Source organism: Nocardia wallacei, from assembly GCF_029869545.1.
GTDB lineage: Bacteria > Actinomycetota > Actinomycetes > Mycobacteriales > Mycobacteriaceae > Nocardia > Nocardia wallacei_A.
This window is the reverse complement of the sequence record NZ_JARWQD010000311.1, coordinates 21,064-32,965: the sequence shown is the minus strand read 5'-3', so window position 1 is coordinate 32,965 and position 11,902 is coordinate 21,064. Positions and strand designations below refer to the sequence as shown.

Below are 11,902 nucleotides of genomic sequence, written 5' to 3'. Positions count from 1 at the left end.
TGCCCGCGATTAACCATGGATTTGCGACAGAACGGCCGAGTCGGGCGGAAATCGGGCATTCGAATCCGGGGCGAATTGGGGGTTCTGCCGGATGTGGCGGCGCGGTGGTCGGCCTAGGGTCGGCCCATGCGCTCGCCCCTGCTGCTGATCGGATGTGTCGTGCTGGCCGTCGCCGCCTGCTCGGGAGATACCGGCGATCCCGCGCCCGCGCCCGCCACCCGGGCCGAGATCGTGCGCGGCGACCTCGACGACCTGCTGGGGATCGGGGCGGTCGGGGCGCTGGCGACCCTCACCGAGGACGGGCGGACCACGACCCTGGCCGCCGGAACCGCCGATCTCCGTACCGGACAGCCCGTTTCGGCCGATCGACCCCAGCACGTCCGCGTCGGCAGCGTGGCCAAGACCTTCGTCGCGGCGATCGTGCTGCAGGTGGTCGACGAGGGCAGGATCCGGCTCGACGAGCCGATCGATACCTACCTGCCCGGGCTGCTCACCGGCGACGGCGTGGACGGGCGCGCGATCACGGTGCGCCAGCTGCTGCAGCATCGCAGCGGACTGCCGGAGGTGTCCGAGGATCCGGAGATCGAGGAATACCGGGCCGGAAGATCGGGGCGCACCTTCACCCCGGACGAAGAGGTTGCCATCGCATTGCGGCGGCCCGTGAAATTCGCTCCGGGCAGCCGGTACGAGTACACCAATACCAATTTCATCGTCGCCGCGATCCTCGTCGAGCGAATAACCGGGCGCCCCTATGCCGAGGAACTACGCACCCGGATTCTCACGCCGCTCGAGCTCACCGGCACCTACCTGCCCGCCACCGGCGAACTCGACCTCCGCGATCCGCACCCGAGGGGATATTCCGATATCGACGGCTACCGCACCGACGTCACCCGGATCGAGCCGTCGGTGCCCTGGGCGGCCGGTGCCCTGGTGTCCACCGGCGCGGACCTCAATCGGTTCTATACCGCGCTGGATCGCGGCGAGGTGGTGCCCGCCGACCGGCTGCGCGAGATGCTGGACGGGGTGCCGATGGGCTCGGACCTGTTCGCTCGCGGACGGTACTACGGGCTCGGCCTCATGTACGGCCAACTTCCTTGCGGAATAAGGTATCTCGGCCACGACGGCGGGATCGACGGCTTCATCGCGATCTCCGGGGCGACCTCCGGCGGCCGCGCGGTGACCATCTCGGCGACCGGCAGCGTGGCCGAGCAGCGGATCGATCCCCTGCGCATGCTCGGGCACGCGCTGTGCCCATGACCGCGACTGCGGGTTACCGTGGTAGGCACAGCGTTTCGCGCGCTGTGCCGCACGGCTGGAAGGATCTCCTCGTGACCAGTGTCTATCCGCCCGGACCACGGTTGCCCAGAGCCGTCCAGACGGTGCTGTTCGCCCGTCGGCGCGGCCCCTTCCTCACCGCGCTCGCCCGCCGCTACGGCGATGTGTTCACCTTGCGGATGGTGCCACCCTACGCCGAGCACCAGGTGGTGTTCTCCCGGCCGGAGCACATTCGCGAGATCTTCGCCGGTGATCCCGCGGACATGCATGCGGGAGAAGGCAACCGGGTGCTCGGGGCGATCCTGGGCGAGCATTCGCTGCTGCTCACCGACGAGGCCGAGCACGCCCGCGCCCGGCGCCTGCTCATGCCCGCCTTCACCGGCTCCGCGCTGCGCGGCTATCGCGCACTGGTCGAGGCGATCGCCAAGGCGCAGGTGGACGGCTGGGTCTCCGGATCCACGCTCACCGCCCTGGACCGGATGAACGATCTCACCCTCGAGGTCATCATGCAGGTGGTGTTCGGGGTGACCGACCAGCGCCGCCGCGACGAACTCGCGCCCCGGCTGCGCGGCGTCCTCGAGATCAGCCCGATCGTGTTCTTCGCCTGGCGGTATCCGCGGCTGCAGCGGATCGGCCCGTGGAAACGGTTCCGCGACAACCAGATCGCCATCGACGAACTGCTCTACGACGAAATCGCCCGCCGCCGTGCGCATCCCGACCTGGACCGGCGATCCGATGTGCTGTCGCGGCTGCTGGCGGTCGGCTCCGGCGAGGATCCGGCCGACACCCCGCTCACCGATGCGGAGCTGCGCGATCAACTGGTCACGCTGCTGCTCGCCGGGCACGAGACCACCGCCTCGGCCCTGTCGTGGGCATGCCACGAACTCGCCGCCAACCCCGCGGTGCAGGATACGGCCCGCCGAGCGGCCACCGACGGCGACGACAAGTACCTGGAGGCGGTGCTGAAGGAGGCGATGCGGCGGCGCCCGGTGATCGGTGGCGCGGTCCGCCGCCTCACCCGCGACCGCACCGTCTGCGGCCTCGACCTGCCCGCCGGCACCGTCGTGGCGACCTCGATCGTGCTGGCCCACCAGCGCCCCGACAGCTACCCCGACGCCGACCGCTTCCGCCCCGAGCGCTTCCTCGACGGCAGCGTCGCCGCCCACACCTGGCTCCCCTTCGGCGGCGGCGTCCGCCGCTGCATCGGCGCCGGATTCTCCCTCATGGAAGGCACCGTCGTCCTGCGCGAGATCCTCACCCGCTACACCCTCTCGCTCCCACCGGGCGTCACCACCGAACGCGGCCGCATCCGCAACATCACCAACGTCCCCGCCGAAGGCGCCCGAGTAACCCTGACCGCCAACACCCTCCACCCCTGACCCGCGACTGACGAGTTGCGGTCCGCCACGGTCGAATCGGCTCGCCGAGCAGCGGACAGCCGACCGAACCGCCGGTCTCGACCGGGGTTCGGGTCAGGGGACGGGGGGTGGGGCGACGGAGCGGATCGCCTCGGTGACCGCGGCCAGGGCCATCAGGCGGACCACGTCGACGTGGGTGTCGATCCGGCCCGTGGCGGCGGCGATGAATCCGTCGCCGTCGAAGCGCGTATGCGGCGGGGTGAGGGCCCGCGACAGGCCGTCGTGGGCGCCCTGCGCGACGATCCGGCAGGACGCCTTGTCGAGACGGGCGTTGGTGACGACCGCGCCGATCGTCGTGTGCGTGCGCGATTCGGCGAAGTCGAAGGGCTGATTCAGCATGGCGACCGCATCCAGGGATACCGCGCCGGTGCCGTCGTCGATATCGCCGAAGGCGTTCACGACGCAGACCGCGCCGACCACCAGATCGCCCAGGCGCCGCTGCGCGTACGCCAGCCCGCCCGGCCGCCGCGCGTCCGGGCCGCGCCAATGCGAGACGAACGCGCCCGTGCCCGCCCCGATCCGGCCCCGCACCACCTGCTCCCCCGAAATCGCCTGCGCCGCGGCGTATCCCGCGTCGGCGGTGGGCCGCGCGGCACGATCCCCCGCGCTCAGGTCGAACAGGGCCAGGGTCGGCACGATCGGCACCTTCCCCGCCGGTGTCGGGACGCCGCGATCGTGTTCCTCGAGATAGCGCAGCACACCGTCGGCGGCGGCCAGACCGAACGCCGAACCACCCGTCAGCAGGATGGCGTCGACGGCGACGACGGACTTGTCCGGGGCCAGCGCGTCCAGCTCGCGCGACGCCGGTGCGCCGCCACGCACCTCACACGACGCCGTCGTCCCCTCGGGCAGCACCAGAACCGTACAGCCGGTCTGCCCCGCGGTATCGGTCCAATGCCCGATCCGCACACCCTCTACTTCGATACCCACTCGAACTCCGTTCCCGCCCTTGATGATCCGGGCACCGTCCCGGCAGGTGACAGCTCGCCGGTCCCATGCCGGTATCAGGCGTCCGCACCGCTGCTCCGCCCGATCATCCCACCGGCCACCGACAGCCCCGGCCCCGGCTCAGCGACCACCGAACACCAGCGCCCGTGCCCGATCCAGCAGCCGGACCAGTTCGTCCCCGGACTTGTCGTCCAGCACCGCGAAGGCGGGCGCGATCAGCCTGTCGGTCAACGCCTCCGCCGCCTCCCACCGCTGCCGGTGCCCGGGCGTGATCTCCTCGAACGGCTCCGGCCAGCCGAACAACCGCGCCTGATCGGGACCACTGTTGCGCGGCGAACCACTGATGAGCACGGCCTGCCGCGGGGTCAGGTCACCGGCCCGCACGGCCAGCAGATGCAGCCCGCCCCGCAACTCCCGCAGCACGTGCACCAGCTGCAGCGCCCGCGCCGGCGCGTCATCGGCCAGCGGCAGCGCGCGCCAGCCCGCGAACAGCGGCACCCCGGCCACATCCGCCGCGTCGGCCACCGCCCGCAGCAACTCGGCCAGGCGCCCCGCCTCCTCGAACTCCCCCAGCTTGCGGCGGCCGAAATCCTGGCAGGCCGCGAGATACCCCGCTGCCGCCTCGGCCGCGGGCATCGTGACCGAATCCCATGCGGCACGGACGGTTTCGGGATGGAAGAAGCCGAACGCGGCGGTCACCACATCGGCGTCCACATCCCCCAGCACACCGCCGCGGCCCCGCGTATAAGGCCCGAGGAATCCGTCCGTCCCGGTCGCGGCCCCGAACTTCTTCGTCTCCCGCGAGAACATGAACCCCGCGCCGACCTGCTGAATCTGATCCTTCACCGCGGCAGCCACCGTCACGGGCCAACCCCTTTCGCCGAGAACCGAACTCGCCGGAGCATATCTCGCTATCGTCGGCTAAGGCCAGCAGAACAAACGGCTTGCACCGCGCCCACGATTCGCCGGATGATGGCGGTGAATATGACGACCTCGAGTAACGGTATCGGCGAAGTGTCGATTACTCGCACGAGGGATCGAATATTCTCGGGGCCGGGCCCGGGAACAACCAAGTTCGAAGCGAGCGACGATGGATGACGACCTCGGCGCGACCGCACCCGACCCCGGTGCCGACCGCGCGACCGCGACGCAGACCGCGTTGACGAGCCTTGTCGCGCACTTCGCCGAGCAATGGCACTCCGACGACAAACCCCCCGACCTGTCCGCGCACCTACCCGCCGAACCCACCCTGCGCCGAACCGCCCTCATCGAACTGATCAAGGTCGACCTGCACGAACGCTGGCAACGCAGCGACGACGCCCTGCGCCTGGCCGACTACAGCGCCCAATTCCCCGAACTCGGCGCCGCACCACTGCCCCCCGACCTCATCTACGAGGAGATCAGCGCCCGCTCCCGCCGCAGCGACATCGACCTGAGCGAATACGAGCAGGACTTCCCCACCCAGATGGCCCGCATCACCGAGGGCTTCGACGTCGACGGCCTGCGCACCACCATGCTCGCCGACCCCACCGCCCTCGACGCCCTCGACACCATCAACCCCGGCGCCACCATCGACGACTTCGACCTGCTGCTCCCCCTCGGCCAGGGCGCCTTCGCCCGGGTATTCCTCGCCCGGCAGCGATCCATGGGACGACTCGTCGCGGTCAAGATCTCCCACGACCGCGGCACCGAACCACAGACCCTCGCCCAACTCGACCACGACCACATCGTCCGCGTCTTCGACCAGCGCCAGATCACCGACCAGCACCTCAAGCTGATGTACATGCAGTACATCCCCGGCGGCACCCTGCTGGGCGTGCTGCGCATGCTGCGCCGCACCCCACCCGAACGCCGCAGCGGCCGCCTGCTGCTCGAGGCCATCGACGCCGCGGCCACCACCGGCGGCATGCTCGAACCGCAACCGTCGGCCACCCGCGCCGAACTCCAGCGCCTGTCGTGGCCGGAGACCGTCGCCTGGCTCGGCGCCCGCCTCGCCACCGCCCTCGATTACGCCAACCACCGCGGCGTCCTGCACCGAGACATCAAGCCCGCCAACGTCCTGCTCACCGCCGACGGCCAACCCAAACTGGCCGATTTCAACATCAGCTTCAGCCGCCACCTACCCGGCGCCAACCCCGTCGCCTACTTCGGCGGCTCACTGCCCTACATGGCACCCGAACAACTCGAGGCCTGCCATCCGCAACGCGCCACCACAGCCGCCGACCTCGACACCCGCAGCGACCTGTACGCGCTGGCGGTGGTGCTGTGGGAACTACTCACCGGCCGCATCCCGTTCGACGACGGACCCGGCGCCGGAGAATCCGAACAATCCCTGCACGCCATGATCGAGCGCCGCCGCCGGCCCGTCGACCCCGCCGCCGCGGCCGCCCTGCCACCCGACTGCCCCGCCGTGCTGCGCCACGCACTGCTCACCTGCCTGGCCCCCGATCCCGCCGACCGCTACCCCAGCGGCCGCGACCTCGCCCACCAGCTCGAACTCAGCCAGGACCGCGCCGCCCGCGACCTCGTCGACCCGCCCGAGCACAGCCTGCGCGCCCGGATGAAGATGCGCCCGATGCCGGTGGTCACCCTGTCCAGCCTGCTCGGACAGCTGCTGGCCGGGCTGTACCTGGCCGTGCACAACATCCGCCTGATCCGCGACGAACTCGGCGCCGACGCCGCCACGCAGCTCATCCAGCTCGGCTTCCTCGTCATCCTCGTCGCCTACCCGCTCGCCATCGCGGTCCTGCTGTACTGGTGCCGCCTGGTCCTGCTGGTACCCAACGGGTTACGCCGCGGCCACCACTTCGACGAGCAGACCCTCGCCAAGGCCCGCAACGACACCCTCGCCTGCGGCGACCGCATCGCCGTGGTGACCTTCGCGGGCTGGATCTCCGCCGGCGCCCTCTTCCTCGCGAAGCTGTACTCCCTGGGCACCCTCCCACCCGGGCTCACCGCACACCTCGTCGCCTCCAACCTCGTCGCCGCCGCGGTCGCCGTGGTCTACACCTACTTCCCCGTCACCTTCTTCATGCTGCGCTGGTACTACCCCGGCCTGGTCGCCGCCGGGCACACCACCGACGCCGACGTCACACACCTGCACCGGCTCATCCGGCGCAGCCGCGTGTATCTCGGTGTGGCGGCATCGGTTCCGCTCATCGGCGTCCCCGCCGGACTGGTATTCCTCACACCGCCACAGCAGCAGATGGTGATCGGCACCATCGTAGCCCTGTGTGTCGGTGGGCTTTTCGCGTTCGTCATCGCACTGCGCACCTTCTACGCACTCGAATCCGACCTCAACGCCCTGGACCGCATCGTCGACCCACACCCGCACACCTGAGGGTTTGCGGGAGCGACGACCAAGATCAGCTAGTCTTCCCCCGGTGCTAGGACATTCACATGCGACCAGCGGCGCCCTCGCCTGGGCGGGAGCCGCTGCCGTACTACCACTTTCGGTTCTGACCTACCCCGTGCTCCAATACGGTGATCTCGACACCGTCGACCTGCTGATGGGCACCTTCCTCACCGCGGGCGCGGCACTGCTGCCCGACGCCGATCACCCCAACGGAACCATTTCGCATGTGCTGGGACCGATCACGCACACCGCCTGCCGCATCATCTCCGCCGTCTCCGGCGGGCACCGCCACGCCACCCACTCCCTGGCCTTCGTCGTCGCGGCCGCCGTCGGCACCTGGGCCGGCGAACACTGGATCGGCCGCTGGTTCACCCTCGGCCTCGTCTTCTTCCTGCTCGCCCTCGCCCTGCGCGCCCTGAACCTGTGCCCGCCCGGCGAGGGATTCCGCTCCTACTTCAGCGTCACCGTGCTCGCGGTCGCGGGCACCTTCGCCATGGACCACTGGATCTCCGACAAACCCTCCTGGCTGCCCTTCTCCGTCGGACTCGGCGCCCTCGCCCACCTGATCGGCGACTGCCTCACCGACCGCGGCTGCCGCCTGCTGTGGCCACTGAAACTGCGCACCAGCGTCCCCATCATCGACCGCACCGGCAACCGATTCGAAACCTGGGTCCTGTCACCGCTTTTCGTGCTCGGCACCCTCGCCGTCCTGTGGTACATCGTCACCCACAAGCCCTAACAGGGTGACCGCGTCGCGATCCGGGCCGTGCGCATCGGCCTGGAACGCGACGAACCGCTGACCGTCCGGCGCCGTCAGAATCTCCGACGTCAGCTCGAACCTGCCGACCGCGGGGTGCCGGAACACCCGCCGCGATCCCCGCTTGGTACGCACATCGTAGTGCGCCCACAGATCCTCGAATTCGGCACTGGCCGAGCACAATTCCGCCGTCAGCGCCGCCAGCTCCGCAGCATCGGGATCAGCACCCTGCACGGTCCGCAGATGCGCGACACAATCCCGCGCCATCCCCCACCAGTCCTCGAACACCGACCGCGCCACCGGATGCGTGAACACGTAGCGAATCAGGTTGCGCCGCTCCGGCTCCCAGCCACCGATCCCCGACAACAGCCGCAACCCTTCGGGATTGGCCGCCAGCAGGTTACTCACCTGATCCAGCACGAACGCCGGTGTGGGACGCACCGATTCCAGCAGCAGCACCATCCCCGGCCGCGCCCCCGCGGGTGCCGCACGAGCCACCGTGCTCCGCCGAGCGACCGCCCGCGCCAGGTTGTACAGATGGGTGCGCTCATCGTCGCCCAGCCGCAGCGCCGCCGCCAGCGCATCCAGCACCGCCAGACTCGGATTCGTATCCCGGCCCTGCTCCAGGCGCACGTAATAATCGACGCTCAACCCCGCCAACGTCGCGACCTCCTCGCGCCGCAGACCCGGCGTCTGCCGCCGCCCGGCACCCGGCGGCAGGCCCACCTGCTGCGGCCGGAGGCGGGCCCGGCGGGCCCGCAGGAAGTCTCCCAGCACACGGCGCTCACTCACCCGTCCAGTCTGCCTCGCCGCACATCCCGCGGGGTGGTCCCGCCAGGACCAGGCCACGCACGGCCTCCCCCGCCGCCCGCGCAAGACCGACAGTCGTCACCATGACCGAAACCTCGACACTCGTCATCGGCGGCAGCTCCGGCATGGGACTCGCACTCGCCGCCCGCCTGCTCGCCCACGGCCACCGGGTCATCATCGCGGGGCGCTCCGCCGACCGGCTCGACGCCGCGGCAGCGGCGCTGGCCGCCGGGGACCGCCTGCACCGGCGCCGCGTCGACATCGCCGACGAAACCTCCGTCGAGCGGCTCTTCGGCGAATTCCCCACGCTCGACCACGTCGTCGTCACCGCCGCCGACATGCGTGCCGGATACGGGCCGCTCGGCGAGTTCCCGCTCGCCGACGCGCGCACCGTCGTCGACACCAAGATCCTCGGGCCGTGGCTCGTGGCCAAACACGCCGCACCCCGGCTCACCGGCTCGCTGACCGTCACCTCCGGCATCGCCGCCTACCGCCCCGCCACCGGCGCATCGATGGTCGCCACCGCCAACGCCGCCCTCGAAGGGCTCGTGCGCGCCCTCGCCCTCGAACTCGCACCGATCCGCGTCAACGCCGTCTCCCCCGGCTGGGTCGACACCCCCATCTGGGACCAATTCGCCGGTGCGGCGAAACAGGAACGCCTGTCCGCCATGTCCGCCAGGCTCCCCGTCGCGCGAATCGGCGGACCCGACGACATCGCCGCCGCGTTCCACGCCGTGCTGTCCAACGAATTCATGACCGGCAGCGTCATTCACGTCGACGGCGGCCACCGACTGGTCTAAGGCCCGGCCTGCCGTCGATGGCAAGGGGCCGCGACGGCCCGGACCCGCGGTGGTCTAGGTTCTTTCCATCCACGTCGGAAGGGGCCGCGCATGTCGGATCGCGAAGAACTCACCTGGGAACTGTTCGGCACGGCGAGCCGGGAACTGGCCGAACAGGTCGCGGGCGACGGATTCGAGCCCGACCTGATCCTGTCCATCGCGCGCGGCGGCCTGTTCGTCGCGGGTGCCCTCGGCTACGCGCTCGACGTCAAGAACCTGCACGTGATGAACGTCGAGTTCTACACCGGCGTCGACCAGCGACTCGACATGCCCGTCATGCTGCCGCCCGTCCCCCAGGCCGTCGACCTCGCCGGGGCGCGCGTCCTCGTCGCCGACGACGTCGCCGACACCGGCGCCACCCTCAAACTCGTCCGCGACTTCTGCGCGCACAAGGTAGCCGAGGTGCGCTGCGCGGTCATCTACCAGAAGCCGCGCTCGGAGGTCGACTGCGAATACGTCTGGAAGCCCACCGACCGCTGGATCAACTTCCCGTGGTCGGTGCTGCCGCCCGTGGTCTCCCGTGAACCCCACGTACTCGACGCCTAGGGCCGCGGCCCGACATGCGACGAAGGCGGCGGTCCCATCCTATGGGTCCGCCGCCTCCCGGCAACCGCTCAGGCCAGCTGCGCGGACAGAATCGTGATCGGCTCCACCGGCACGTCCTGGTGGCCCGCACGCGAACCGGTGCGCACACCGTCCATCGCATCCACGACGGCCGTACCGTCGACGACCTTCCCGAACACCGCGTACCCCCAGCCGTCCTGGCCGGGGTAGTTCAGGAAGTCGTTGTCCGAGGTGTTGATGAAGAACTGGGCGCTGGCCGAATGCGGATCCGAGGTGCGGGCCATGGCCACCGTGTACTTGTCGTTGCGCAGGCCGTTGTTCGCCTCGTTCTCCACCCGGTTCGGCGCCGGCTTCTGCTGCATGTCCGCGGTCATACCGCCGCCCTGCACCATGAAGCGCGAGATCACCCGGTGGAAGATGGTCCCGTCGTAATGACCGGCCTTGACGTAGTCCACGAAGTTCGCGACCGTCTTCGGCGCCTTGGTCTCGTCCAGCTCGAGCGTGATGTCCCCGGCTGAGGTGTTCAGCAGCACTTTGGTCATCCGGCCATCGTATGGGAGCCGTCACAGCCGCGTGCGACCGCACCGGACTCGGAAAACCGGTTGCGGTCACACGCCACCGACCGGGCACGATCGAGGCATGTCACGCACCTTCGACGACCTCGTTGCCGAGGCCGCGGCCGCGCCGGTCGACGGCTGGGACTTCTCGTGGCTCGACGGCCGCGCCACCGAGGAGCGCCCCACCTGGGGCTATCAGCGCCTGATCAGCCGCCGGCTCACGACGGTGGCCTCCGGGCTCGACATCCAGACCGGCGGCGGCGAGGTCCTCGCCGGCGCCGAGACCTTCCCGCCGACCATGGCCGCCACCGAATCCTGGCCACCCAACCTCGCCAAGGCGACCGCCCTGCTGCACCCGCGCGGCGTGGTCGTCGTCGCCGACCCCGACGAACCACCGCTGCCCTTCGCCGACAACGCCTTCGAGCTCGTCACCAGCCGCCACCCGGCGACCGTCTGGTGGAGCGAGATCCACCGCGTCCTCGCGCCCGGCGGCACCTACCTCGCCCAGCACGTCGGCCCGGCAAGCGTATTCGAGCTGGTCGAATACTTCCTCGGCCCACAGCCCGACGCGCGCCGCCGCCGCGCCCCCGAGGCCGAACGGGCCGACGCCGAAGCCGCCGGTCTACACATCACGGACCTGCGAACCGAACGACTCCCCATGCGGTTCAACGACATCGGTGCCGTCGTCTACTTCCTCCGCAAGGTCATCTGGATGGTTCCCGGATTCACCGTCGACCGCTACCGCGCCCGCCTGCGCGACCTGCACGACCGGATCCAGACCGACGGACCCTTCCTCGCCCACTCCACCCGCACCCTCATCGAGGCCCGCAAACCCCCGCTGTAGCTGCGATGCCCGCCCTCACCTCGTGGCCGATGGTGAGGCGTGGTCAACGTGAGTTACGAGTGGAAGTCTCGGCTCGGCACGGGCAACCGGGATTTGAATGCATAGATACGCATGTCCACATTTTTCTATCTTTTTCCGGGGCCGATCACGCTTCGTACAGCTCCAGCGGCAGATCATCGGGATCGAAGAAGAAGGCGAACCGCCGCCCCGTGTATTCGTCGACGCGCACCTCCTCCGTCCGCACTCCCCTACCCCGCAGCTCCGCGAGCGTCGCCGCCACATCCCCCACCGCGAAGGCCAGGTGCCGCAGCCCGCACGCCTCCGGCCGCGACGGACGCGCGGGCGGGTCCGGGAACGAGAACAACTCCAGTTGCGCCCCGTCCGGCAACGCGAGATCCAGTTTGTACGAGCGTCGTTCGGCCCGATAGTTCTCCGCCACCACTCGCAGCCCCAGCACGTCCGTATAGAACGCCTTCGACCTTTCGTAATCCGACGCGATGATCGCCGCGTGGTGGATCCGCCGCAGTTCCATTGC

General features: G+C 70.0%; 12 protein-coding genes. 7 read left to right on the top strand and 5 right to left on the bottom strand.

The features are described from left to right. The first annotated feature begins 126 nt into the window (after positions 1-126). Positions 127-1,257: a serine hydrolase domain-containing protein gene (locus QH290_RS27980; protein WP_280386146.1), complete on the top strand. Its 1,131-nt coding sequence runs from the start codon at positions 127-129 to the stop codon at positions 1,255-1,257. 71 nt (positions 1,258-1,328) lie between these two features. After that, positions 1,329-2,654, top strand: coding sequence for a cytochrome P450 (locus QH290_RS27975; protein ID WP_280386144.1), 1,326 nt, complete (start codon positions 1,329-1,331; stop codon positions 2,652-2,654). A gap of 93 nt (positions 2,655-2,747) precedes the next feature. Here QH290_RS27975 and QH290_RS27970 read toward each other — a convergent pair whose 3' ends face one another. Both QH290_RS27970 and QH290_RS27965 read right to left on the bottom strand, forming a co-directional pair. Next, a complete protein-coding gene (locus QH290_RS27970) occupies positions 2,748-3,623 on the bottom strand; it encodes a P1 family peptidase (protein ID WP_280263333.1) in 876 nt (291 codons plus the stop codon). Positions 3,624-3,761: 138 nt separating this feature from the next. Continuing rightward, the gene (locus QH290_RS27965; RefSeq protein WP_280263331.1) at positions 3,762-4,505 is read right to left on the bottom strand and encodes an SCO6745 family protein; all 744 of its coding nucleotides are present in this window, start codon (positions 4,503-4,505) and stop codon (positions 3,762-3,764) included. 226 nt (positions 4,506-4,731) lie between these two features. On the opposite strand from QH290_RS27965, the gene QH290_RS27960 reads away from it, so the two are divergent. After that, the gene (locus QH290_RS27960; RefSeq protein ID WP_280263329.1) at positions 4,732-6,981 is read left to right on the top strand and encodes a serine/threonine-protein kinase; all 2,250 of its coding nucleotides are present in this window, start codon (positions 4,732-4,734) and stop codon (positions 6,979-6,981) included. 43 nt (positions 6,982-7,024) lie between these two features. Further along, positions 7,025-7,735, top strand: coding sequence for a metal-dependent hydrolase (locus QH290_RS27955; protein WP_280263327.1), 711 nt, complete (start codon positions 7,025-7,027; stop codon positions 7,733-7,735). On the opposite strand, the gene QH290_RS27950 is transcribed toward QH290_RS27955, so the two are convergent. Then, a complete protein-coding gene (locus QH290_RS27950) occupies positions 7,673-8,545 on the bottom strand; it encodes a helix-turn-helix domain-containing protein (protein ID WP_280263325.1) in 873 nt (290 codons plus the stop codon). The genes QH290_RS27955 and QH290_RS27950 overlap by 63 nt on opposite strands. Positions 8,546-8,646: 101 nt before the next feature. Between QH290_RS27950 and QH290_RS27945 the strand changes: the two genes are divergently transcribed. Continuing rightward, the gene (locus QH290_RS27945) at positions 8,647-9,363 is read left to right on the top strand and encodes an SDR family oxidoreductase (protein WP_280386142.1); all 717 of its coding nucleotides are present in this window, start codon (positions 8,647-8,649) and stop codon (positions 9,361-9,363) included. Between the two features lie 90 nt (positions 9,364-9,453). Next, complete coding sequence (locus QH290_RS27940) at positions 9,454-9,948, top strand: phosphoribosyltransferase (protein WP_280263321.1); 495 nt, start codon at positions 9,454-9,456, stop codon at positions 9,946-9,948. A gap of 68 nt (positions 9,949-10,016) precedes the next feature. Here the strand turns inward: QH290_RS27940 and QH290_RS27935 are convergent, their stop codons facing one another. After that, positions 10,017-10,508 (bottom strand): peptidylprolyl isomerase, encoded by a 492-nt coding sequence (locus tag QH290_RS27935; RefSeq protein WP_280266053.1) that lies wholly within the window; start codon positions 10,506-10,508, stop codon positions 10,017-10,019. A gap of 97 nt (positions 10,509-10,605) precedes the next feature. Between QH290_RS27935 and QH290_RS27930 the strand changes: the two genes are divergently transcribed. Further along, entirely contained in the window at positions 10,606-11,367 is a 762-nt protein-coding gene (locus QH290_RS27930; protein WP_280386139.1) for a class I SAM-dependent methyltransferase, read from the top strand. Between the two features lie 145 nt (positions 11,368-11,512). Here the strand turns inward: QH290_RS27930 and gloA2 are convergent, their stop codons facing one another. Further along, positions 11,513-11,899, bottom strand: a complete 387-nt coding sequence (gloA2, locus tag QH290_RS27925) for an SMU1112c/YaeR family gloxylase I-like metalloprotein (RefSeq protein WP_280386137.1) — start codon at positions 11,897-11,899, stop codon at positions 11,513-11,515. Between the last annotated feature and the right edge of the window lie 3 nt (positions 11,900-11,902).